At 66.3% G+C, this 21,933-nt stretch carries 22 protein-coding genes; 13 read left to right on the top strand and 9 right to left on the bottom strand.

Annotation, left to right across the window (positions count from 1 at the left end; genetic code table 11):
- Positions 1-56: 56 nt before the first annotated feature.
- The 6 genes from leuA to FHY06_RS01715 all read right to left on the bottom strand — a co-directional run bounded on the left by leuA (position 57) and on the right by FHY06_RS01715 (position 6,729).
- A complete protein-coding gene (gene leuA / locus FHY06_RS01740) occupies positions 57-1,760 on the bottom strand; it encodes a 2-isopropylmalate synthase (protein ID WP_132799858.1) in 1,704 nt (567 codons plus the stop codon).
- Between the two features lie 186 nt (positions 1,761-1,946).
- A complete protein-coding gene (gene pssA, locus FHY06_RS01735) occupies positions 1,947-2,771 on the bottom strand; it encodes a CDP-diacylglycerol--serine O-phosphatidyltransferase (RefSeq protein ID WP_019652981.1) in 825 nt (274 codons plus the stop codon).
- Positions 2,772-2,956: 185 nt separating this feature from the next.
- Entirely contained in the window at positions 2,957-3,973 is a 1,017-nt protein-coding gene (gene ilvC / locus FHY06_RS01730; protein ID WP_019652982.1) for a ketol-acid reductoisomerase, read from the bottom strand.
- A gap of 49 nt (positions 3,974-4,022) precedes the next feature.
- Complete coding sequence (locus FHY06_RS01725; protein WP_184603036.1) at positions 4,023-4,283, bottom strand: DUF4282 domain-containing protein; 261 nt, start codon at positions 4,281-4,283, stop codon at positions 4,023-4,025.
- A 53-nt stretch (positions 4,284-4,336) separates the two neighbouring features.
- A complete protein-coding gene (gene ilvN / locus FHY06_RS01720) occupies positions 4,337-4,828 on the bottom strand; it encodes an acetolactate synthase small subunit (protein ID WP_007834236.1) in 492 nt (163 codons plus the stop codon).
- A 116-nt stretch (positions 4,829-4,944) separates the two neighbouring features.
- Positions 4,945-6,729, bottom strand: a complete 1,785-nt coding sequence (locus FHY06_RS01715) for an acetolactate synthase 3 catalytic subunit (protein WP_019652984.1) — start codon at positions 6,727-6,729, stop codon at positions 4,945-4,947.
- Between the two features lie 280 nt (positions 6,730-7,009).
- Between FHY06_RS01715 and FHY06_RS01710 the strand changes: the two genes are divergently transcribed.
- Genes FHY06_RS01710 through FHY06_RS01685 form a run of 6 tightly spaced genes read left to right on the top strand, consistent with a single transcriptional unit; the run spans position 7,010 to position 10,467 of the window.
- A complete protein-coding gene (locus FHY06_RS01710) occupies positions 7,010-7,576 on the top strand; it encodes an RNA polymerase sigma factor (RefSeq protein ID WP_019652985.1) in 567 nt (188 codons plus the stop codon).
- Entirely contained in the window at positions 7,573-7,998 is a 426-nt protein-coding gene (locus FHY06_RS01705; protein WP_126184262.1) for a DUF3619 family protein, read from the top strand. Before FHY06_RS01710 ends, FHY06_RS01705 begins: the two co-directional genes overlap by 4 nt.
- 15 nt (positions 7,999-8,013) lie before the next feature.
- Positions 8,014-8,862 carry a DUF3106 domain-containing protein gene (locus tag FHY06_RS01700; protein WP_126184263.1) on the top strand — a complete coding sequence of 283 codons (849 nt, stop codon included), beginning with the start codon at positions 8,014-8,016 and terminating at the stop codon, positions 8,860-8,862.
- Positions 8,863-8,874: 12 nt separating this feature from the next.
- Entirely contained in the window at positions 8,875-9,441 is a 567-nt protein-coding gene (locus tag FHY06_RS01695; RefSeq protein ID WP_019652988.1) for an RDD family protein, read from the top strand.
- Positions 9,438-9,845 (top strand): diacylglycerol kinase, encoded by a 408-nt coding sequence (locus FHY06_RS01690; RefSeq protein ID WP_019652989.1) that lies wholly within the window; start codon positions 9,438-9,440, stop codon positions 9,843-9,845. The genes FHY06_RS01695 and FHY06_RS01690 overlap by 4 nt, the downstream gene beginning before the upstream one ends.
- Positions 9,846-9,876: 31 nt before the next feature.
- The gene (locus FHY06_RS01685) at positions 9,877-10,467 is read left to right on the top strand and encodes an LOG family protein (protein ID WP_126184265.1); all 591 of its coding nucleotides are present in this window, start codon (positions 9,877-9,879) and stop codon (positions 10,465-10,467) included.
- A gap of 128 nt (positions 10,468-10,595) precedes the next feature.
- Here the strand turns inward: FHY06_RS01685 and FHY06_RS01680 are convergent, their stop codons facing one another.
- Entirely contained in the window at positions 10,596-10,934 is a 339-nt protein-coding gene (locus FHY06_RS01680) for a P-II family nitrogen regulator (RefSeq protein ID WP_019652991.1), read from the bottom strand.
- Entirely contained in the window at positions 10,931-12,628 is a 1,698-nt protein-coding gene (locus tag FHY06_RS01675) for an NAD+ synthase (RefSeq protein ID WP_184603033.1), read from the bottom strand. The genes FHY06_RS01680 and FHY06_RS01675 overlap by 4 nt, the downstream gene beginning before the upstream one ends.
- Before the next feature lie 19 nt (positions 12,629-12,647).
- On the opposite strand from FHY06_RS01675, the gene FHY06_RS01670 reads away from it, so the two are divergent.
- The 3 genes from FHY06_RS01670 (at position 12,648) to FHY06_RS01660 (ending at position 15,348) form a co-directional block, all read left to right on the top strand.
- Positions 12,648-13,802, top strand: coding sequence for a GNAT family N-acetyltransferase (locus FHY06_RS01670; protein ID WP_184603031.1), 1,155 nt, complete (start codon positions 12,648-12,650; stop codon positions 13,800-13,802).
- 63 nt (positions 13,803-13,865) lie between these two features.
- Positions 13,866-14,609 (top strand): hypothetical protein, encoded by a 744-nt coding sequence (locus FHY06_RS01665; RefSeq protein WP_184603028.1) that lies wholly within the window; start codon positions 13,866-13,868, stop codon positions 14,607-14,609.
- Positions 14,610-14,706: 97 nt separating this feature from the next.
- Positions 14,707-15,348 carry a lysozyme inhibitor LprI family protein gene (locus FHY06_RS01660; protein ID WP_145759189.1) on the top strand — a complete coding sequence of 214 codons (642 nt, stop codon included), beginning with the start codon at positions 14,707-14,709 and terminating at the stop codon, positions 15,346-15,348.
- A gap of 23 nt (positions 15,349-15,371) precedes the next feature.
- On the opposite strand, the gene ppa is transcribed toward FHY06_RS01660, so the two are convergent.
- Complete coding sequence (gene ppa / locus FHY06_RS01655; RefSeq protein WP_019652996.1) at positions 15,372-15,899, bottom strand: inorganic diphosphatase; 528 nt, start codon at positions 15,897-15,899, stop codon at positions 15,372-15,374.
- A gap of 254 nt (positions 15,900-16,153) precedes the next feature.
- Here ppa and FHY06_RS01650 point away from each other — a divergent pair, with 254 nt between their 5' ends.
- The 4 genes from FHY06_RS01650 to FHY06_RS01635 all read left to right on the top strand — a co-directional run bounded on the left by FHY06_RS01650 (position 16,154) and on the right by FHY06_RS01635 (position 21,931).
- Positions 16,154-18,670 carry a sodium-translocating pyrophosphatase gene (locus FHY06_RS01650; RefSeq protein WP_099047473.1) on the top strand — a complete coding sequence of 839 codons (2,517 nt, stop codon included), beginning with the start codon at positions 16,154-16,156 and terminating at the stop codon, positions 18,668-18,670.
- Positions 18,671-18,833: 163 nt separating this feature from the next.
- A complete protein-coding gene (locus FHY06_RS01645; RefSeq protein ID WP_019652998.1) occupies positions 18,834-19,202 on the top strand; it encodes a nuclear transport factor 2 family protein in 369 nt (122 codons plus the stop codon).
- A 61-nt stretch (positions 19,203-19,263) separates the two neighbouring features.
- Positions 19,264-21,165, top strand: coding sequence for a YhgE/Pip domain-containing protein (locus FHY06_RS01640; RefSeq protein WP_184603026.1), 1,902 nt, complete (start codon positions 19,264-19,266; stop codon positions 21,163-21,165).
- Positions 21,166-21,208: 43 nt separating this feature from the next.
- The gene (locus FHY06_RS01635; protein WP_184603024.1) at positions 21,209-21,931 is read left to right on the top strand and encodes a MerR family transcriptional regulator; all 723 of its coding nucleotides are present in this window, start codon (positions 21,209-21,211) and stop codon (positions 21,929-21,931) included.
- Positions 21,932-21,933: the final 2 nt, after the last annotated feature.

The raw sequence follows: 21,933 nt of genomic DNA, 5'->3' as shown, positions 1-21,933 counted from the left end.
GGTTCTCCTTCGTACGCGCCTTTCCTGCGCGTCCGGACCGGACCAGCGCTTCAGCGTCAGGCGACTTCAACCACCGATTGTGCGCTGTGCGCGCCCCGGGTACGCGCACGTTGCACGCCCGAGACGATCGCCTTCAGCGAAGCGGTGACCACGTTCGCGTCCACGCCCACGCCGAAGAGCGTGTGCGTGCCGTCCACGCGCAGCTCCAGGTAGGCCACCGACTTCGCGTCGGCACCCGCGCCGATGGCATGCTGGTGGTAGTCCATCACGCGCACGGAATGGCCCGTGGCCTGGCTCAGCGCCTGCGTGAAGGCGTCGATGGGACCGTTGCCGCGGCCCTCGATGGCGCGGACTTCGCCGTCCCATTGCACGTCGGCCTGAATCGCCACGGCAGCCTCTGCGCCCTCGCCCTTTTCCTCGATCAGGCGATGCGGCAGCGACTGCGCGGTCTCGATGCCGTATTCGCGCACGAACAGCTGCCAGAGGTCGGCCGCGGTGAGCTCCTTGCCGGCCACGTCCATCACACGCTGCACCGACTGCATGAACTCCATCTGCAGGCGGCGCGGCATCTCGATGCCGTACTCGCTCTCGAGGAGGTAGGCCATGCCGCCCTTGCCCGACTGGCTGTTCACGCGGATCACCGCCTCGTAGCTGCGGCCGACGTCCTTCGGGTCGATCGGGAGGTACGGAATCTCCCAGACGTCGCCGTCCTTGCGCGCCGCGAAGGCCTTCTTGATCGCGTCCTGGTGCGAGCCCGAGAACGAGGTGTAGACCAGGTCGCCCACGTACGGATGGCGCGGGTGCACCGGGATCTGGTTGCAGTGCTCGACGGTGGCGCGGATCTCGTCGATGTTCGAGAAGTCGAGCTCCGGCGATACGCCCTGGGTATAGAGGTTGAGCGCGACGTTCACCAGGTCGAGATTGCCGGTGCGCTCGCCGTTGCCGAAGAGGCAGCCTTCGATGCGCTCGGCGCCGGCCATCAAGGCCAGTTCACCCGCCGCCGTGCCGGTGCCACGGTCATTGTGCGGATGCACGCACAGCACGATGGAGTCGCGGCGCGCGAGGTTGCGGTGCATCCACTCGATCATGTCGGCAAAGATGTTCGGCGTGGAGTGCTCGACCGTGGTGGGCAGGTTGATGATGCACTTGCGCTCGGGCGTCGGCGCCCAGACTTCGGTCACCGCATCGACCACGCGCTTGGAGAAGTGGACGTCGGTGCCCGAGAACATCTCGGGCGAGTATTGGAAGGTCCACTTCGTGTTAGGCTGCTTGGCAGCGAACTCGTTGAACATGCGGGCGTGGCTGCTGGCGAGTTCGACGATCTGGTCCTCGTCCATGCCGAGCACCACGCGGCGCATGACGGGCGCAACCGCGTTGTAGAGATGCACGATCGCGCGCGGGGCGCCCTGCAGCGCTTCGAAGGTGCGGGCGATGAGGTGGTCGCGCGCCTGCGTCAGCACCTGGATCGTCACGTCGTCGGGAATGCGGTCTTCCTCGATGAGCTTGCGCACGAAGTCGAATTCGATCTGCGAAGCCGAGGGGAAGCCGACCTCGATCTCCTTGAAGCCGATGGCCACGAGGGTTTCGAACATGCGCATCTTGCGCGCGATGTCCATGGGTTCGACCAGGGCCTGATTGCCATCGCGCAGGTCTGTCGACAGCCAGATCGGCGCCTTGGTCAGCACGGCATCGGGCCAGGTACGGTCCTTGAGGCCGATCGGGGCGAATGCGCGGTACTTGCTTTGAGGTTGCTTGAGCATGTCGATTTCTCTGTGATGGTTGGTAATCGACCAGCAACCCCAAAAAACAAACGGCCCGTTGCTGGTGCGAACGGGCCGTGATGAGGGATTTGCGCGTGCGCTACCGTCTCCGCCCGTGAGGGAGGGCTAGTAGGGCCAGAAGCGAAATCTTGTTCATGAGGGTGTCGAATGTAGCACAAGCCACGCTCAGTTATGCAAGCCCCGTTCGTCGGGCTCCTCCGTCGAGGTGCTGATCACGCTGGCCTGCTGGCCCTTGGCCTTGCGCCAGGCATAGACCACGTAGCCGCTCAGGCCGTAGACGACGAACAGGCCGAACAGCACCGTCGGCGGGTGGATGTTGATGACGGCGATGCCCAGCGCGATCAGCACGATCACCGCGAAAGGCACGCTCTTCTTCATCTGGATGTCCTTGAAGCTGTAGAACGGCGCATTGGTGACCATCGTGAGGCCCGCGTACAGAGTGAACGCGAAGGTGACCCACGTGATCTGCGTCCACGAGAGATACAGCACCTCGCCGCCGCGCTTGCCCCACTCGTTCACCAGCCAGATGAAGCCCGCCACGAGCGCAGCAGCTGCAGGTGAAGGCAGCCCCTGGAACCAGCGCTTGTCGACCACGCCGGTGTTGACGTTGAAGCGCGCGAGGCGCAGCGCCGCGCATGCGCAATAGACGAAGGCAGCGATCCAGCCCCAGCGGCCCAGCCCCTTGAGCGACCACTCGTAGGCGATGAGCGCCGGCGCTGCGCCGAACGACACCATGTCGGACAGCGAATCCATCTGCTCGCCGAACGCGCTCTGCGTATTGGTCATGCGCGCAACGCGGCCGTCGAGGCTGTCGAGGATCATCGCCGCGAACACGCCGAGCGCCGCGAGGTCGAAGCGCGCGTTCATGGCCATCACGACCGAATAGAAGCCGCCGAACAGCGCCGCCAGCGTGAACAGGTTCGGCAGGATGTAGATGCCTTTGCGGCGCTTGCGCGGCGGCACATCGTCGGGAAGCGTGTCGTCATGCATCGAATTTGCCTCCATCCCTCGTGCGTGCTGCGTGGGTAGCTATCCATTCGATAGCATCTTGATCTGTGAATCGCATGGTTCGCAGTGTAGTTCAGGGGCCCGCGTCGTCCCCTTTCAAACAAAAGGGCCACCGCAACGGGTGGCCCTCGGGAAACGGGCGCCGAAGCGCCCTCCTGGCTGGCAGATCAGTTGCGGGTCTGGTCGACCAGCTTGTTCTTCTTGATCCAGGGCATCATCGCGCGCAGCTTCTCGCCGACGACTTCGATCTGGTGCTCTGCATTCAGGCGGCGGCGGCTGATCAGCGTGGGAGCGCCAGCGGCGTTTTCCAGCACGAAGCTCTTGGCGTATTCGCCGGTCTGGATGTCCTTCAGGACCTGCTTCATGACCTTCTTGGTCTCTTCGGTCACGACACGCGGGCCGGTGACGTACTCGCCGTACTCGGCGTTGTTCGAGATCGAGTAGTTCATGTTGGCGATGCCGCCTTCATAGATCAGGTCGACGATCAGCTTCAGCTCGTGCAGGCATTCGAAGTACGCCATTTCGGGCGCGTAGCCGGCTTCCACCAGCGTTTCGAAACCAGCCTTGATCAGCTCGACCGTGCCGCCGCACAGAACCGCTTGTTCGCCGAACAGGTCGGTCTCGGTTTCTTCACGGAAGTTGGTCTCGATGATGCCGGCCTTGCCGCCGCCGTTGGCAGTGGCGTAGCTCAGCGCGAGGTCGCGCGCCTTGCCGGTCTTGTCCTGGTGCACGGCCACGAGGTGGGGCACGCCGCCACCCTGGGTGTACGTGCTGCGCACGGTGTGGCCCGGGGCCTTGGGAGCGACCATCCACACGTCGAGGTCGGCGCGCGGCTGCACGAAGCCGTAGTGCACGTTGAAGCCGTGCGCGAAGACCAGCGAAGCGCCTTCCTTGATGTTCGGGGCGACGTCGTTCTTGTAGACGTTGGCGATCTGCTCGTCGGGCAGCAGGATCATGACCACGTCGGCGGCCTTCACGGCCTCGGCCACTTCGGCGACCTTCAGGCCGGCCTTCTCGACCTTGGGCCAGGAAGCGCCACCCTTGCGCAGGCCGACCACGACCTTCACACCGCTGTCGTTCAGGTTCTGCGCGTGCGCATGGCCCTGCGAGCCGTAGCCGATGATTGCAACCGTCTTGCCCTTGATGAGGCTCAGGTCAGCGTCCTTGTCGTAGTAAACCTTCATTTGAATCTCTCCTAAAAAATCTCTCGCACCCGTGCGGGATGCATTTCACTCAAAGGCCGGAGGAATTCCGGTCCTTCATCTGCCGGTTGATGGACACGAGGCTGTCGTGGATGCGGAACAGCACGATGAGCAGTTCGCTGTAGATGCGTACGCCGATGGTGCCGAAGATCAGGACCGTGAAGGCCGGCAGGTACTGGCGCTGCAACAGCGCTGCCACCGCCAGCACGACCACGCCCAGCAGGCCGAGGAAATAGAGCACCCGGACGATCGCCGGGGTCACCATCCTGTCGAAACCAAGCAGTCCTCGCATCACTCTCGCCTCATGTGTGGATGAACGTATGAACTGAGGGCGCCTTCACCCTCCTACACGCGCAGGATGCGCTCGCCGCGCCCGATGCCGCTGGCACCGGTACGGACAGTCTCGAGGATAGCGCTACGCTCGATCGCTTCCAGGAAAGCGTCGTTCTTGCCGTGGTCGCCGGTGAGTTCGATGGTGTAGCTCTTGTCGGTCACGTCGATGATGCGGCCGCGGAAGATTTCCGCCATGCGCATCATCTCCTCGCGTTCCTTGCCGACCGCGCGCACCTTCACCATCATGAGCTCGCGCTCGGTGTAGGCGCCTTCGGTGAGGTCGACGACCTTCACCACCTCGATCAGCCGGTTCAGGTGCTTGGTGATCTGCTCGATCACGTCGTCCGAACCGGTGGTGACGATGGTCATGCGCGAGAGGCTTGCGTCCTCCGTGGGCGCCACCGTGAGCGATTCGATGTTATAGCCGCGGGCCGAGAACAGGCCCACCACGCGGGAAAGAGCACCCGGCTCGTTTTCCAGCAGCACTGCGATGATGTGTTTCATGTTTGCGTGACTCCTCTTTTCGCCGCCCTCCCCCGTGCACGGTAATGCGCGGGCTTGGCGGGCAATAGATTCGTCAGTAGTAAAGAGTTGAGCGAATGTCCGTTCCGTCGATCCGGTCAGAGATCTTCGGAACCCAGCAGCATCTCGGTGATGCCCATGCCGGCCTTCACCATCGGGAACACGTTCTCGGTCGGATCGGTACGGAAGTCCATGAACACCGTGCGGTCCTTGAGCTTGCGCGCCTCGCGCAGCGCCGGCTCCACGTCTTGTGGACGCTCGATCAGCATGCCGACGTGGCCATAGGCCTCGGCGAGCTTCACGAAGTTGGGCAGCGCATCCATGTAGCTGTGGCTGTAACGGCCGGAGTATTCGATCTCCTGCCACTGGCGAACCATGCCCAGGTAGCGGTTGTTGAGCGAGCAGATCTTGATCGGCGTGTTGTACTGCAGGCAGGTGGAGAGTTCCTGGATGCACATCTGCACCGAGCCTTCGCCGGTGATGGTGAACACTTCCGAATCGGGCTTGGCGAGCTTGATGCCCATGGCATAGGGAATGCCCACGCCCATGGTGCCAAGGCCACCGGAGTTGATCCAGCGGCGCGGCTCGTCGAAGCGGTAGTACTGGGCGGCCCACATCTGGTGCTGGCCGACGTCCGACGTGATGTACGTGTCGGTGTCCTTGGTCATGTTCCAGAGGGTCTCGACCACGTACTGCGGCTTGATCACGTCCTTGTTGCCGCGGTCGTACTTCAGGCAGTCGCGCGAACGCCATGCCTCGATCGTCTTCCACCAGTCGGCCAATGCGCCAGCGTCGGGCTTGGTGGTGCTCTCGCGGATCATCGAGATCAGCTCGGTGAGCACGTCCTTCACGTCGCCGACGATCGGGATGTCGACCTTCACGCGCTTCGAGATGCTCGAAGGGTCGATGTCGACGTGGATGATCTTGCGTTCGTTCTGCGCGAAGTGCTTGGGGTTGCCGATCACGCGGTCGTCGAAGCGCGCGCCCACGGCCAGCAGCACGTCGCAGTTCTGCATCGCGTTGTTGGCTTCGATGGTGCCGTGCATGCCCAGCATGCCCAGGAACTTGCGGTCGCTCGCCGGATAGGCGCCCAGGCCCATCAGCGTGTTGGTGACCGGATAGCCCAGCATGTCGACCAGCGTGCGCAGTTCGTTGCAGGCGTTGCCCAGCAGCACGCCACCGCCGGTGTAGATGTAGGGGCGCTTGGCGGCCAGCAGCAGTTGCAGCGCCTTGCGGATCTGCCCGCCATGGCCCTTGCGCACCGGGTTGTACGAGCGCATCTCGACCTTGTCGGGATAGCCCGCGTACGGAATCTTCTTGAACGAGACGTCCTTGGGCACGTCCACCACCACGGGGCCCGGACGGCCGCTGCGCGCGATGTGGAAGGCCTTCTTCATCGTCATGGCCAGATCCTTGGGATCCTTGACGAGGAAGTTGTGCTTGACGATGGGGCGGGTGATGCCGACCGTGTCGCATTCCTGGAAGGCGTCGAGGCCGATGGCTGCCGTTGGCACCTGGCCCGAGATGATCACCATCGGGATCGAGTCCATGTACGCCGTCGCGATGCCGGTGACCGCATTGGTCAGGCCGGGACCGGAAGTGACAAGCGCCACGCCGACCTCACCGGTGGCACGGGCGTAGCCGTCGGCAGCGTGGACGGCGGCCTGTTCATGGCGCACCAGCACGTGCTGGATGGTGTCCTGCTTGTAGAAAGCGTCGTAGATATAGAGAACCGCGCCGCCCGGGTAGCCCCAGACGTATTGGACGCCTTCGGCCTGCAGTGCCTTCACCAGCACTTCGGCGCCCATGAGTTCTTGAGTCGAATTGCCTGCGCCAGCGGACGCAGCGGCTGCGGAGACGATTTCCGCCTTGGAGATTTCCATGATCAACCTTTGTTTATTTCGGGAACGAAATACCTTGGGTGCCCCTTGCCAACCCTTGTGAGGTCGCGCCAGGACTTGAGGCCAAAGCCATGGACGGACTGATGTTCCGCCGGACCGTGACCCGTTTGCCTTTTGACTTGCAAGGCGGATTATGACATTTCCGGGCGTTCATATTCGCTTCAGCTGCCTTGTAAAGCTACAAAGGCATAATCCGCGGCGATAAACGTAGCGATCGCTAGACCCCATTCCCACGCGGCGCGCCCTGCGCGCCCCCTCTCGCTTGGCCACTGAACAAGAACTCTCCGACTTCCTGAAAAGCGTCGAACGGCGCGCTTTCAAGCGCTCGGTCTACCACGTGCGGGATGAAGAAGCGGCCCTCGATATCGTGCAGGACAGCATGATGAAGCTGGCCCAGCACTACGGGGACAAGCCCGCGGCCGAGCTGCCGATGCTGTTCCAGCGCATCCTGTCGAATTGCACGCTCGACTGGTTCCGTCGCCAGAAAACCCGGCGCGCCCTGTTCTCCAACCTCAGCGATTTCGATTCGGTCGACGAAGACGGAGATTTCGATCTGCTGGAGAACTTCGTCTCGCCCGCCGACTCTAGGGAGGCGGAGAGCGCCGAAGACACCACCCGCCGCGCCCAGATCTTCAAGGAGATCGAGGAGCAGATCGCAGCTTTGCCGGGCCGTCAACGCGAGGCTTTCCTGATGCGTTACTGGGAGGAAATGGACGTCGCAGAGACGGCCGCTGCGATGGGCTGCTCCGAGGGCAGCGTCAAAACCCATTGCTCGCGAGCCGTCCACGCTCTGAGCAAGGCGCTCAAGGCCAAGGGAATATCGCTATGAACACTAAGGTTCCAACCTCGATCAACACCGTTGCCGAAGACCAGTTCGGCCAGCGTCTGGCAGCCCGCCTCTCGGCTGGCAACCAGGAACTGCCGCACGACATCAGCGAGCGGCTGCGCGTGGCGCGTGCGCAGGCTGTGGCGGCGCGCAAGCAGGCCCCACAACTGAGGACCGCGCCTGCGGTGGTGCGCTCGGGCAACACGCTCACGATGGGCGGCAGTTGGTGGACTCGCATCGCATCGGTGGTGCCCCTGATAGCGCTCGTTGCGGGCCTGATCACCATCAGCGTGATGCAGGACGAGGACCGCGCCAGCGAACTGGCCGAAGTGGATTCCGCTCTGCTGACAGGCGATCTGCCCCCCGCCGCCTACACCGACCCCGGTTTTGCCCAATTCCTCAAGGCCGAAAACGCCTCCGACTGAACCTTCATCGATCGAATGCGACGCCGCACCTCTTCCAGCTTGAACAGCCCCCGCCCGTTGCGCCCGCTTCCGGCGGGCGCATTCATTTGGGCGGGCGCGTTCGCTGTCGCGGCCTTCGGCCTGACGCTCGCCTGCGCCCAGCCTCCTTCCGAGACCGCGTCGAAGGCGACTGGGAACCCGCCTTCGAGCACTTCGGCGTCGGCAAGCAGCCCCAAGGCCGTAGCCCCGACGAAGCCGCTGTGGAACGAACTCACGGCCGAGCAGCAGCAGGCGCTGAAGCCGCTGAATTCGCACTGGAACACGCTGAACATCGGTCAGAAGAAGAAATGGCTGGCGCTGTCGCGCAACTTCAGCAGCATGTCGGCGGAGGACCAGTCCACCCTCCACAGCCGGATGATCGAATGGGCCGCCCTGAGCAACCAGCAGCGCATCCAGGCCCGCCTGAACTTCGCCGAGGTGAAGCGCATTCCGGCCGATGAGCGCAAGCTCAAGTGGGAGCAATACCAGGCTCTGAGCGAGGAAGAAAAGCGCAAGCTGGCCGAGCGCGCCGCCGCCAAACCGCGCGGCGCCGCAATTCCCGTGCGACCGGTGTCTTCCCAGAAGCTGGTGCCGGTGCCTCCCATTGCGCCCGCCGGACACTCGCCGCGGATCCTGCTCGCCCCTCCCCCTGCGCCGGCCGAGACGGTTCTGGTCGCCTCGCCTCCGGAACGCGCTCCCGCAGCGGCTGCCGCGGCGACACCGGCTGTGTCCGTCACGCCAGCCGCTCCGGCCTCCTCCGGCGCCACGGCGCAGCCTGTTCCCGCCGAAGCCCAGGTGCCGGCACCATCGACGGCAGCTGATCAACCGTCGTCTTCCACCCCCTGAGCGCAGGCCTCGATGGTTTCCAGCCCCTCCGAAGCTTCGAGCTCTGATCAGCCCGCCTCGCCCAACCCTCTTGCTCCCAGCGCTCCTGTTTCGATAGTGCCCGGCCTCTGGCGCCGCATGGCTTGCTGGCTCTACGAAGGCATGCTGCTCTTTGCCGTGGTGTTCGTGTCAGGCTGGCTCTTCAGCACGCTGGGCCAGATGCGCGACGCGATGGATTCGCGGCGCCATCTCCTGCAGGCTTTTCTTTTCGTGGTATTCGGCGTGTACTTCGTCTGGTTCTGGACCAAGGGCCAGACCCTCGCCATGAAGACCTGGAACATCCGCATCGTCGACATTCACGGCCAGCCCGTGAGCCAGCGCCGCGCGCTCGCGCGCTACCTGCTGAGCTGGGTCTGGTTCCTGCCGCCGCTGGCCGCCATCGCGCCCTTCAAGCTCTCGGGCGGCGAGTCGACCGTGCTGATCTTCGGCTGGGTGGCCGTCTGGGCCGTTCTGGCACGCTTTCACCCCGACCGCCAGTTCTGGCATGACGCCTGGGCCGGTACACGGCTCATCACCTCCAAACCGATGAGCCGCCGATGAGTGCCGTGCCGAAGCTTCCCGATCCCGCCGTCAACCCGCAGAAGGCCCGCAAGGGCCTCGATCGCGTCTGGCATGCCACGCTGATCTCCCTGCACGGCCTGCGCGCCGGCTGGAGCGAGCCCGCCTTCCGCCAGGAAGCCATCCTGTCGATCGTGATGATCCCGGCAGCCTTCTGGCTGGGGCGCAGCTGGGTCGAGGTCGCGCTGCTCGCCGGCAGCGCCGTGCTCGTGATGATCGTGGAGCTTCTCAACACCGCCGTGGAGGCCGCGATCGACCGCATCGGGCCCGAGTGGCACGACCTCTCCAAGCGCGCCAAGGACATGGGCAGCGCCGCCGTGCTGCTTTCGCTGACGCTTTGCGCAGGGATCTGGGCGGCGGCGCTGTGGCAACGCTTCATGTCATGAGGCGGCCCGTCGGCTGCGGCATGATGGCGGGATGACTCCCGAATTTTCGATCTGTGTGTACTGCGGCTCGCGCCCCGGCGAGCGCCCTGAATTCACCCAAGCCGCCCAGGCCGTCGGCCAATGGATCGGCCGGCATCGCGGCCAGCTTGTCTACGGCGGTGGCCGAACCGGCCTGATGGGCACGGTAGCCGAGGCCACCCGCCAGGCCGGCGGCCGCGTCGTTGGCATCATCCCCAAGGCGCTGGTCGACAAGGAACTGGCCAACCCCCTTTGCGACGAACTCCACGTGGTCGACACCATGCACGAGCGCAAGGCCATGATGGGCGAGCGCGCCGACGCCTTCGTCGCCCTGCCGGGCGGCATCGGCACCTTCGAGGAACTGTTCGAGATCTGGACCTGGCGCCAGCTCGGCTACCACGACAAGCCCACCGGCATCCTCAACACCGCCGGCTACTACGACGGCCTGCTCGCCTTCCTGGCGCACAGCGTGCGCGAGGGCTTCATGGGCGAATGGCAGATGGAGCTGATCCGCACCGGCACCGACGTGACCGAACTGCTCACGGCGCTGCGCGCCGAGGTACCGCTGCACGCACGCGAAGACCGCCTCTCCGAAAATCTCTGACCTCGGACAGCCCCGGGGGAAGTCAATCCAGAAACACCGAGGAACCGGCTCCGCCGGGCCTCAGGTGTTGCCCCCGGAAGGGGGTTGGCGCAGCGACACGAAGTGCGCGCAGCCTGGGGGCGAACCAATCAAACAGCGTTCTCGTTCTCTTCGCCGGTACGGATGCGCACGATGCGCTCCACGGCGGTCACGAAGATCTTGCCGTCGCCGATCTTTCCGGTGCGCGCGGAATTGACGATGGCTTCGATGCAACGCTCCACGTCGGCCTCGTTGACGACCACTTCGACCTTCATCTTGGGAAGGAAGTCGACGACGTATTCGGCGCCGCGGTAGAGCTCGGTGTGCCCCTTCTGGCGGCCGAAGCCCTTGACTTCGGTCACTGTCAGGCCGGTGACGCCCACTTCGGCCAAGGCCTCGCGCACGTCCTCGAGCTTGAAGGGTTTGACGATGGCGGTGATCTGCTTCATGGTTTTTGCGCTCCGGCGGTTTCGTTGAATTTGCTGGTGATAGGGTAACGCCAATCCTTGCCGAAGCTTCGGTGGGTGACCCGGATGCCTACCGGCGCCTGGCGCCGCTTGTACTCGTTGATCTTGATCAGCCGCGCGACCCGCTCGACCACCGCGCGCTCGTAGCCGGCCGAAATGATCTCGTCGATGCCCTCGTCGTCCTGCATGTAGCGTGCCAGGATCCCGTCGAGGATGTCGTAGGGCGGGAGGCTGTCCTGGTCGGTCTGGTCGGGCCGGAGCTCGGCGCTCGGGGGGCGCGTGATGATCCGCTCGGGGATCGGCTCGCTACCCGTGCCGTACGGGTCGTGGGCATTGCGCCAGCGCGCCAGGGCGAAAACAGTGGTCTTGAGCAGGTCCTTGATGACCGCGAAGCCCCCTGCCATGTCGCCGTACAGCGTGCAGTAGCCGGTGGCCATCTCGCTCTTGTTGCCCGTGGTCAGCACGATGGAGCCGAACTTGTTCGACAGCCCCATCAGCAGCGTGCCGCGGATGCGGGCCTGGATGTTCTCCTCGGCCGTGTCCTCGGGCCGGCCCTTGAACTCCTCCGCCAGCGCGCCCTTGAAGGACTCGAAGGTGTGCCTGATGGAAATCTCGTCGTAACGCACGCCCAGGCGGCCGGCCATGTCGCGTGCGTCGATCCAGCTGATGTCGGCGGTGTAGGGCGAAGGCATCATCACCGCTCGGACCTTGTCCTTGCCCAGTGCATCGACCGCGATCGCGAGCACCAGGGCGGAGTCGATGCCACCCGAAAGCCCCAGGATGGCGCCCGGAAACCCGTTCTTGCCGATGTAGTCGCGCACGCCGAGCACCAGGGCATCCCAGAGCTGAGCCTCGGTGTCGCGCGGGGGGGCGACGGCGCCCGGCTCCGCGACGAAGCCGACGCCGCCCTGCGGCTTGCGCTCCAGCTGCACGAAAACCAGCTTCTCCCGGAAGCTTTCGGCCTGCATGGCGGTGGCGCCGTCGGCCTGCAGCGCGAAGGAAGCACCGTCGAAAACCACCTCGTCCTGCCCGCCCACCAGGTGCGCGTAGACCAGCGGCAGCCCTACCGCGCGCGCCCGGTCGGCCATGCGCGCAACGCGCTCGCCCTCCTTGCCAACGTGGTAAGGCGAGGCGTTGATCACCGCCAGCACCTCGGCGCCGCCATCGCGCGCCAGTTCCGCCGGCTGGTCGAACCAGGCGTCCTCGCAGATCAGCAGGCCGACCGAGACGCCCTCCACCTCGAACACGCAGGTGCCCTGCCCCGGCGTGAAGTAGCGGCGCTCGTCGAACACCTGGTAGTTGGGCAGCTCGCGCTTGGCGTAGGTCTCGAGGATGCGGCCTTTCTTGATGACGCTGGCCGCGTTGTGGCGCATCTGCACGGCCACCGAGCGGCTGCGCAGGCTGCCGCCCGTCGGATGCCCCACCACCACGACCATGTCTTTGAGGTCGGCCAGAGCGGCGGCGATGCCTTTCACGGCATCATCACAGGCTTCGGTGAAGGCGGGGCGCAGGAACAGGTCCTCCGCAGCGTAGCCGGCAATCGAGAGTTCGGGCGTCAGCAGGAGGCGCGCACCCTGGCCATGGGCTTCGCGCGCGGCATCGACGATCTTCTTCGCGTTGCCGGCGAGGTCGCCCACCACAAAATTGAGTTGCGCGATGGCGAGCTTGAGCGTCATACAGAAGGAAGAAAAAGGCTTGAACGATTATGTCATTCGGGTTCTGCCGTCTCCGTCGGACGTGAGCCCGGAAGCGTGGAACGCGCTGCTCGCCGCCCAGGCCGAGCCGTCGCCCTTCATGCGCCACGAATACCTCTCGGCCCTGACCGACAGCCGCAGCGCCACGCCCGACAGCGGCTGGCTGCCGCAGTTCGTCACGCTGTGGCAGGGCGAGCAGTTGCAGGCCGCGTGCCCGCTCTACGTCAAGGACCATTCCTACGGCGAATACGTCTTCGACTGGGCCTGGGCCAATGCCTACGAGCAGCATGGGCTGACCTACTACCCGAAGGCGGTGGTGGCGGTGCCTTTCACGCCGGTGCCCGGTGCACGGCTGCTGGCGCGCGATGCCGAGAGCCGCACTTTGCTGGTGCAGGGGCTGATCGCGCTGTGCAAGCAGCTCGAACTGTCGTCGCTGCACCTGCTTTTCGGCGCCGACGCGGACATCGCCGCCTGCACCGAGGCGGGCCTCATGCTGCGCAACACGGTGCAGTTCCATTGGACGAACGCGCAATACGCCGATTTCGACGCCTTCCTCGCCAGCCTCTCCCACGACAAGCGCAAGAAGATCCGCCAGGAGCGCCGCAAGGTGGCCGACGCCGGGGTGCGCTTTCGCTGGTCGCGCGGCGCCGACATCGGCAAGGCAGACTGGGATTTCTTCTACCGCTGCTACGAACGCACCTACCGCGAGCACGGCAACCCGCCCTACCTCACGCGCGACTTCTTCCGGCGCATGGCCGACACGATGCCCGAGGCCTGGCTGCTCTTCGTCGCCGAGCGCGACGGCAAGCCCATGGCGAGCAGCCTGATCGCGCTCTCCACGGAACCCGACAGCCCCCTGGTCGCCTACGGCCGCTACTGGGGCGCGCTGGATCGCGTCGACTGCCTGCATTTCGAGGCCTGCTACTACCAGCCGCTGGCCTGGTGCATCGAGCACGGCGCGCAGCGCTTCGAAGGCGGTGCCCAGGGCGAGCACAAGATGGCGCGGGCGCTGATGCCGGTGAAGACCACCAGCGCGCACTGGCTGGCGCATCCGTCCTTCGCCGACGCAGTGGAGCGCTTCCTCGAACGCGAGGGGGCGGGCATCGAGAACTACATGGACCATCTGGGAGAACGCAGCCCCTTCAAGTCAGGTTGAGCTGCAATTCGGCGCTGCTATAAAAGCGCCGACATCCACAACAATCCAGAGAGGAAGAACTCGATGCCATTCATCGGACTAGGCCTGCACGTCCTCATCGCGCTGTTCTTTGCCGTGCATGCGATGCGCCACGGCAAGCAGATGTACTGGCTGCTGATCCTGTTCAGCTTTCCGCTTCTCGGCAGCATCGTGTATTTCGTGGTCGAGTACCTGCCGGCCTCGCGCATGCAGCGCACCGCGGGCAAGGTGGCGAACGCGGCCATCGGCTTCATCGACCCCGAGCGTGAGTACCGCGCCGCCGCCGAGGCCTACGACCTCGCGCCCACGGCACAGAACAAGCTGCGCCTCGCCAAGGCCGCGCTCGACAGGGGCCAGGCCGCCGACGCGGTCGGCCACTACCGCGACGCACTGAAGGGCCCGCTGGCTTCCGACCCGGAACTGCAGTTCGGTCTCGCCAGCGCCCTGCTCGCCGCAGGCGGCGCCACCGCCGGGCGCGACGCCCTGCAGACGCTGCGCTCCACGCGCGACGACTACCGCAGGGACGAAGTGGCAGTGCTCATCGCCCGCGCCCTCGCCGCCGACGGCCAGCAGGCGGAGGCGCGCCAGGCCTTCGAGGAAGCGCTGAGCCGCTACAACACCGTCGAGGCCCGCGCCCGCTACATCGCATGGCTCGCCCAGCAAGGCGACGCCGCCGGCGCGCAACGCCAGTGGGACGAGCTCCAGCAGGCCGCGCGCCACTGGAACTCGCACGCACGTTCGGTCAATCGCGAATGGATGCAGTTGGCCGGCGACGCCGTCCGGGGCTGAGCGTTCTCTGTCCAAGGGCATAGCGCCCTTGTCCGTTTGGCACATCGACGGCGTGTCCGCCCTCTCCTAGCATCGGCTTCGAGGAGAGAACCCCAGCATGCAGACATCCACACGCCGGGCCGTCGCGGCACTCTGCTTCATCGCAGCCGGGCCTTGGGCGTCGGCCGCCAGCTTCGATTGCTCCAAGGCCGGCAACGCCACCGAGAAGGCGATCTGCGCCGACGCCGGACTCTCGCGGCAGGACGAAGCGATGGCCGCGCTCTACAAGCGGCAGGCCGAGATGCCCGGCACGGGCCAGTGGCCTGCCATCCTGAAACGGGACCAGCGCGACTGGATCGCGGTGCGCAATCGCGAATGCAAGGCGAACACGGAGTGCCTGAAGCAGGACTACGAGCGGCGCATCGGCTATCTCAGCCACCCTCTTCTCCAGTGGATGGGCCGCTATGTGGAGGGCCGCTGCCCGCGGGACGGCCGCTTCCTCGACGTGACGCCCGAGGTGGGCGGCACGCTGAGCATCGATCTCTACATCTGCCCCGATTCGCGCGGGAACATGCTGCTGCAGGGCAAGAACGTGCTCGACGGGCAGCGGCGCCTCGTGGTGCAGGAGTCCGGGCGTTGCACCCGCACCCTCCAGTTCGATACCGACCGCGTCACCGTCTCCGACGGGCCGGGCTGCGCACCTGCGCTGGCCGGCATCTTCGCTCGCGACCCGCGGCGCTCGCCCTTCGAGAACGAATAGGCGAGCTTTTTACTTTCAGCTTCTTACTTCTTGTAGTTGGCCACGCCGTCCATGATTTCCTTCCTGGCCGAGTCGATGCCTTCCCAGCCCAGCACCTTGACCCACTTGCCCGCTTCCAGGTCCTTGTAGTGCTCGAAGAAGTGGCTGATGGCCTTCAGGCGCATCGGGTTCACGTCGTCCACCGACTTCCAGTGGCTGTAGATCGGCAGCACCTTGTCGGTGGGCACGGCGAGCACCTTGCCGTCGACGCCGGCTTCGTCTTCCATCATCAGGATGCCCAGGGGGCGGCACGGCACCACCACGCCCGGCAGCAGCGGGTACGGCGCGATCACCAGCACGTCGACCGGGTCGCCGTCGCCCGACAGGGTCTGCGGCACGTAGCCGTAGTTGGCGGGGTAGTACATGGCCGTCGTCATGAAGCGGTCGACGAAGATCGCGCCCGATTCCTTGTCCACCTCGTACTTGATCGGGTCGGCGTTCATCGGGATTTCGATCACGACGTTGAAGGCGTCGGGCAGGTTCTTGCCGGGGGAAACTTTGTCGAAGGACATGACGTTTTTCGAGTAGTTGAAAAGTATGAGAGGGACGGGGACAAACCCTGAGTTTACTTTCCGTGTCACCGGCCGGTCGCACACGCATCTGTTTTTGCCTGTAAATTGCAACCGTTGGCCAATCGGCTCCGCACCCCGGTGCAGCGAGCTTCGAGGAAGCAACGCGGCGGAAATCACGGTCCCGTACGCGTTGCACGCAAGGGCCCGTGCTGTCCGTCTCCACTAGTCACAACGAACGAATGGAGAAGCAAAGCATGATCGGCAACACCCCCCTGATACTGGCCATCGTCTGCGGTCTCGTCGCCGTGGCCTACGGTTTCTGGGCCCGAAGTTGGATTCTGGCGAAGGACGCGGGCAACGCCCGCATGCAGGAGATCGCGGCGGCCATCCAGGCCGGCGCCTCGGCCTACCTCGCCAAGCAGTACAGCACCATCGCCGTCGTCGGCATCGTGCTCGCCATCCTGATCGCCGTCTTCCTCGACCTCACCACCGCCGCAGGCTTCATCGTGGGCGCGGTGCTTTCCGGAGCCTGCGGCTTCATCGGCATGAACGTGTCGGTGCGCGCCAACGTGCGCACCGCGCAGGCCGCTACCCACGGCATCGGTCCGGCGCTCGACGTCGCGTTCCGCGGCGGCGCCATCACTGGCATGCTGGTGGTTGGGCTGGGCCTGCTGGGCGTGTCGGCCTTCTACTGGGTGCTGATCGGCAGCGGCACTCCGGCCGCGGGGCACAGCCTGTCGGCGGTGCTCAATCCGCTGATCGGCTTCGCCTTCGGCTCCTCGCTGATCTCGATCTTCGCGCGACTGGGCGGCGGCATCTTCACCAAGGGCGCCGACGTGGGCGCCGACCTGGTGGGCAAGGTGGAGGCCGGCATCCCCGAGGACGATCCGCGCAACCCCGCCGTGATCGCCGACAACGTGGGCGACAACGTCGGCGACTGCGCCGGCATGGCCGCCGACCTGTTCGAAACCTATGCCGTGACGCTGATCGCCACCATGGTGCTGGGCGCGCTGATGGTCGCGGCGGCGCCCACCAACGCAGTGCTCTACCCGCTGGCGCTGGGCGGCGTCTCGATCATCGCGTCGATCATCGGCTGCTTCTTCGTGAAGGCGTCGCCGGGCATGGTCAACGTGATGCCGGCGCTTTACAAGGGGCTGGCGGTTTCGGGCATCCTGTCGCTGATCGCCTTCTGGTTCGTCACCAGCTGGCTGATCCCCGACAACGCGATCGCCGCGAGCGGCAGCCAGCTCAAGCTGTTCGGCGCCTGCTTCGTCGGTCTGGCGCTGACGGCCGCGCTGGTGTGGATCACCGAGTACTACACCGGCACGCAGTACAAGCCCGTTCGGCACATCGCGCAGGCATCGACCACGGGCCACGGCACCAACATCATCGCGGGCCTGGGCGTTTCGATGCGCTCGACAGCCTGGCCGGTGATCTTCGTTTGCATCGCGATCCTGGCGGCCTACTCGCTGGCTGGCCTCTACGGCATCGCGGTGGCCGCCACGTCGATGCTGAGCATGGCCGGCATCGTGGTCGCGCTCGACGCCTACGGCCCCATCACCGACAACGCCGGCGGCATCGCCGAGATGAGCGAACTGCCCGACAGCGTGCGCGCCGTGACCGACCCGCTCGACGCGGTCGGCAACACCACCAAGGCCGTGACCAAGGGCTACGCCATCGGCTCGGCAGGCCTGGCCTCGCTGGTGCTCTTCGCCGACTACACGCACAAGCTGGAGAGCTTCGGTCAGGCGATCAGCTTCAACCTGAGCGACCCGATGGTGATCGTGGGCCTGTTCATCGGCGGCCTGATCCCCTACCTCTTCGGTGCGATGGCCATGGAGGCCGTGGGCCGCGCAGCCGGCGCGGTGGTGGAGGAAGTGCGCCGCCAGTTCCGCGACATCCCCGGCATCATGGAAGGCACCGGCAAGCCCGAGTACGGCAAGGCCGTGGGCATGCTGACCGGCGCGGCCATCAAGGAAATGATGATCCCCTCGCTGCTGCCGGTTCTGGTGCCGATCATCGTCGGCCTGGTGCTCGGGCCGAAGGCGCTGGGCGGGCTGCTGATGGGCACCATCGTCACGGGCCTGTTCGTCGCCATCAGCATGTGCACCGGCGGCGGCGCCTGGGACAACGCCAAGAAGTACATCGAGGACGGCCACTTCGGCGGCAAGGGCAGCGAGACGCACAAGGCCGCCGTCACCGGCGACACCGTGGGCGACCCCTACAAGGACACGGCCGGACCGGCGGTGAACCCGCTGATCAAGATCATCAACATCGTGGCACTGCTCATCGTGCCGCTGGTGGTGAAGTTCCATGCGGGCGATGCGGCTGCGGCGGCACCTGCGAAGGTGGAGACGCCGCCCGCCGCCACTGCACCGGCGGCCATGGCCCCATCGACACCCGCGGCCACGGTCGCATCGGGTGCCGTATCGGCAGCCGAAGCCGCCGCGGTGAAGGTGGAGAACGGCGTCGTGAAGTTCTACTTCACGACTGCCAGCGCCGAGGTGGCGCCCAACGCCAAGGAGGCGCTGGCCGACGTCATCAAGGCCGTGCAGAGCGGCAGCACCGTGCTCGTGAGCGGCTACCACGACGCCAGCGGCGACCCGGCCAAGAACGCCGAGCTCGCCAAGCAGCGCGCAATGGCCGTGAGCGATGCGCTCAAGGCCGCCGGTGCGCCCGAGGACAAGATCGAGCTGGCCAAGCCGGAGCAGTCGCAGGCCGACGGGCCGCCTGCCGAGGCTCGCCGCGTCGAAGTCAAAGTAAAGTCATGAGATGACGCTCCCCCGGGCTTCGCGCGGTTCGCGTCGCTACGCCGGCCCCCTCGCCGGGCCCCACACCTGCGGCCCGGCAGTGCCGGTTCCGCGGTGTCTCGCGCACGGCCTGCTCGAGCCTTGCATGCCACTGAAGGCGCGTTGCGCCATGGACCACTGAAAGATGCCCACGACCGAACGACTCGAATCATTCATCGCCGCCGTCGAAGGCGGCGCGCATGCCAAGGCCATCGAGGACTACTACACCGAAGACGCCACCATGCGCGAGAACCAGGCCGAACCGCGGCGCGGCCGCAGCACGCTGGTGGCCCAGGAAACCGCCGTGCTGGAGCGCGCCGAGTCGGTGGTCTCCACCTGCGTTCGGCCGGTGCTGGTGAACGGCGACCACGTCGCGATCCACTGGATCTTCGAGTTCACGTTTAAGGGCGGCGGCAGGATGCGCATGGAGGAGATCGCCTGGCAGCGCTGGGAGGGCGAGCGCATCGCCGAGGAGCAGTTCTTCTACGACCCCGCCCAGCGAAAGCCGGGCTGACCGGGACCTTCCCCGACCGCTCCATCCACCGCCATGGCGCTGCTGCCAGTCTCCTAGCCCCATGCGATACCTACATGCCCTGTTCGCCGGCACCTGGGCCATCGCCCGGGCCGAGTTGGCGATCGTGCGGCGCTTTCCGCGCATCCTGCTGGCAGTGGCGGCGGTGGGCGTGGTGCCCGCGATCTATGCGCTGATCTATCTCTCGAGCGTGTGGGACCCGGCCGGCCACACATCCGACCTGCCCGCCGCCATCGTCAACCAGGACCGGGGCGTGACCTACATGTCGCGCACGGTCAACGTGGGCGACGAGCTCACGCGCACCCTGCTCGACAAGCGCGCCTTCGGCTTCCGCACGATGACCGACACCGAGGCGGCACGCGCCGAGGTGCGGCGGGGCACGCTGGCCTTCGCGCTGCTGATCCCGCCCGACTTCAGCGCCAACGCGGTGCCCGGCGCGCAGCGCGGCGCGGGACAGATCGTGGTCTACACCTCCGAAGGCAACAACTACAGCTCGGCCGGCCTGGCGCGGCGCTTCGCGGGCGAACTGGGGCACCAGGTCAACGAGATGCTCAACGAGCAGCGCTGGGGCCTGGTGCTGAATGCGGCCTCGGGCTCGCAGGCGCGGCTCGACAAGCTCAAGCAGGCCCTGATGGAGCTGCGCGACGGCAGCCAGGCGCTGGCCAGCGGCGCCGCCCAGTACGGCGCAGCCGCACAGCAGGTGGGCAGCGGGTTCAAGCAGGTCAACGGCGGCATCCGCACCATCGAATCGAAGCTGCCGGCGGATGCCGACCTGCGCGCGCTCAAGGCCGGCTCGCAGCAGCTGGCGGCGGGCCAGCGCGAACTCGGCAGCGGACTCGCGCAGATCGGCGACGGGCTCGAGCAGCTCGAAGGCGGTGCCGGGCAGCTCGGCGACGGCGCGCGCCGGATGCAGAAGGACACGGCCGACATCCCCTTCGTGGGCGAGCGCATCGCCAAGGGTGCTGGCGAGCTCGCGGCGGGCGCCGACAAGCTGCGCGGAGGCATCGAGCAGGCGCAGGCCGCCATGACCAAGGCGCAGGACGGCAGCCGCAAGCTCGCGACCGGCGCGACCGCGCTCGACGGCGGCGTGGGCAAGCTCACCGACGGCATGGCGGCGCTGGCGGCCGGCATCCACACGATGTCGGGCAGGCTGCCGCCCGACCGCAAGCTCGACGAGTTCGTGCAGGGCGGCGTGCAGCTCGCCCAGGGCGCGGAGCGGCTTTCGACCGGCGTGCGCACCATCGAGGCCGCCCTGCCCGCCTCGATCACCCGCATCCAGGGCAGCGCCTCGGGGCTGGCGGACTCGGTCGAGCCCAAGGTGGAGGTGGTGGCGCCGGTGGCCAACAACGGCAGCGCCTTCGTGCCCAACATGGTGTCGGTGGCGCTGTGGATCGGCGCGGTGATGGCGGGCTACCTGTTCAACATCCGCATCGTGCTGTCGGACCACAGCCACTACCCCAAGCTCGCGAAGACGCTGGGCAAGATCACCATGCCGGCGCTGATCGTGCTGCTGCAGGTTGCGCTGGTGCTGGCCACGCTGGTGGGCGTGCTCCAGGTGCAGGCCCCGGACGTGCCGGCCCTGGCCTTGACGATGGCGCTGGCCTCGCTGGTGTTCCTGGTGGTGCTGTTCGCGATCCTGCACGTGTTCGGCGACTTCGGCCGCATCCTCACCGTGCTGCTGCTGACGCTGCAGCTGTCGGCCGGCGGCGGCGTGCTGCCGGTGGAGCTTTCGGCCGGCTTCTTCCGCGACGTGCATGGCTGGCTGCCCTTCAGCTGGGTGGTGCAGGCCTTCCGCGCCGTGATGTTCGGCGCCTTCGACAACGGCTGGGCGCATGCCTGCGGGGCCGTGCTGCTGTCGGGCGCGGTGGCCGTCGGGCTGATGGCGATCTTCGGCAAGTGGAACGAAGTGCTGCCGGCGGACTACAAGCCGACGATCCAGGTCTAGGGCTCAACGTGTGACATCAATGATGTAACATTCAATCTGTCACATGAACACGCCAGCCGCCGCCGATGCCGCCCAGGAACTCTCCGTCGAGGAGCTGGCCGCGCGCACCGGCGTGACCGTGCGCAACATCCGCGCCTACACCACCGCCGGCCTGCTGCCGCCGCCCAGGCTGCGCGGACGGCTCGGCCTGTACGGCGACGAGCATGCGCAGCGCCTGGCGCTGATCCGCGAACTGCGCGACCAGGGCTTCGGCATAGAAGCCATCCGCCGCATCTTCGACCGCGCGCCGGCCTCGGCCTGGCGCGACCTCGTGGCCGTTGCCCGGTCCGTCTCGGGCAGCCTCTTCGCCGAGGAAAAGCCGGTGGTGGTCTCGGCCGACGCTCTGGCCGCCAAGTGGAAGGGCCAGATGACGCCCGCCCTGCTCGCCCGCGCCACCAAGGCCGGCCTCATGCGCGAACTGCCCGACGGCCAGGTGCAGATGCTCAGCCCCGCGCTCGGCCAGATCGCCGAGCAGCTTGCCGCCCTGGGCCTGCCGCTGGAAGAGGCCATCCGCATGCAGGAGACCATGGCCCGCACGCTGCGCACCGTGGCGCGCCACTGGCTGCGCACCCTGGCCGACAACCTGCTGAGCAGCGACGCCATTGACGCCGGGCGCGCAACCCAGCTGCTCGAACAGGCCCGGGGCCTCGCCACCGGCGCGGTGCAGGCCGCGTTCCCCGTGATCCTGCAGCAGGAGCTCGACGCCCTGCTGCGCAAGACCACCTGAAC

It is taken from the genome of Variovorax atrisoli, assembly GCF_014195185.1.
GTDB lineage: Bacteria > Pseudomonadota > Gammaproteobacteria > Burkholderiales > Burkholderiaceae_C > Variovorax > Variovorax atrisoli.
This window is presented reverse-complemented; position numbering and strand designations above follow the sequence as displayed.

Excerpts from the sequence above, each read along its gene's own strand:
- pssA (WP_019652981.1), bottom strand. The coding sequence starts at position 2,771 with ATGCATGACGACACGCTTCCCGACGATGTGCCGCCGCGCAAGCGCCGC.
- ppa (WP_019652996.1), bottom strand. The coding sequence starts at position 15,899 with ATGTCCTTCGACAAAGTTTCCCCCGGCAAGAACCTGCCCGACGCCTTC.
- FHY06_RS01645 (WP_019652998.1), top strand. The coding sequence starts at position 18,834 with ATGCCCACGACCGAACGACTCGAATCATTCATCGCCGCCGTCGAAGGC.
- FHY06_RS01695 (WP_019652988.1), top strand. The coding sequence starts at position 8,875 with ATGGTTTCCAGCCCCTCCGAAGCTTCGAGCTCTGATCAGCCCGCCTCG.
- ilvC (WP_019652982.1), bottom strand. The coding sequence starts at position 3,973 with ATGAAGGTTTACTACGACAAGGACGCTGACCTGAGCCTCATCAAGGGC.
- FHY06_RS01690 (WP_019652989.1), top strand. The coding sequence starts at position 9,438 with ATGAGTGCCGTGCCGAAGCTTCCCGATCCCGCCGTCAACCCGCAGAAG.
- FHY06_RS01715 (WP_019652984.1), bottom strand. The coding sequence starts at position 6,729 with ATGGAAATCTCCAAGGCGGAAATCGTCTCCGCAGCCGCTGCGTCCGCT.
- FHY06_RS01705 (WP_126184262.1), top strand. The coding sequence starts at position 7,573 with ATGAACACTAAGGTTCCAACCTCGATCAACACCGTTGCCGAAGACCAG.
- FHY06_RS01635 (WP_184603024.1), top strand. The coding sequence starts at position 21,209 with ATGAACACGCCAGCCGCCGCCGATGCCGCCCAGGAACTCTCCGTCGAG.
- FHY06_RS01680 (WP_019652991.1), bottom strand. The coding sequence starts at position 10,934 with ATGAAGCAGATCACCGCCATCGTCAAACCCTTCAAGCTCGAGGACGTG.
- FHY06_RS01640 (WP_184603026.1), top strand. The coding sequence starts at position 19,264 with ATGCGATACCTACATGCCCTGTTCGCCGGCACCTGGGCCATCGCCCGG.
- FHY06_RS01725 (WP_184603036.1), bottom strand. The coding sequence starts at position 4,283 with ATGCGAGGACTGCTTGGTTTCGACAGGATGGTGACCCCGGCGATCGTC.
- ilvN (WP_007834236.1), bottom strand. The coding sequence starts at position 4,828 with ATGAAACACATCATCGCAGTGCTGCTGGAAAACGAGCCGGGTGCTCTT.
- FHY06_RS01700 (WP_126184263.1), top strand. The coding sequence starts at position 8,014 with ATGCGACGCCGCACCTCTTCCAGCTTGAACAGCCCCCGCCCGTTGCGC.
- FHY06_RS01650 (WP_099047473.1), top strand. The coding sequence starts at position 16,154 with ATGATCGGCAACACCCCCCTGATACTGGCCATCGTCTGCGGTCTCGTC.
- FHY06_RS01675 (WP_184603033.1), bottom strand. The coding sequence starts at position 12,628 with ATGACGCTCAAGCTCGCCATCGCGCAACTCAATTTTGTGGTGGGCGAC.
- leuA (WP_132799858.1), bottom strand. The coding sequence starts at position 1,760 with ATGCTCAAGCAACCTCAAAGCAAGTACCGCGCATTCGCCCCGATCGGC.
- FHY06_RS01685 (WP_126184265.1), top strand. The coding sequence starts at position 9,877 with ATGACTCCCGAATTTTCGATCTGTGTGTACTGCGGCTCGCGCCCCGGC.
- FHY06_RS01665 (WP_184603028.1), top strand. The coding sequence starts at position 13,866 with ATGCCATTCATCGGACTAGGCCTGCACGTCCTCATCGCGCTGTTCTTT.
- FHY06_RS01660 (WP_145759189.1), top strand. The coding sequence starts at position 14,707 with ATGCAGACATCCACACGCCGGGCCGTCGCGGCACTCTGCTTCATCGCA.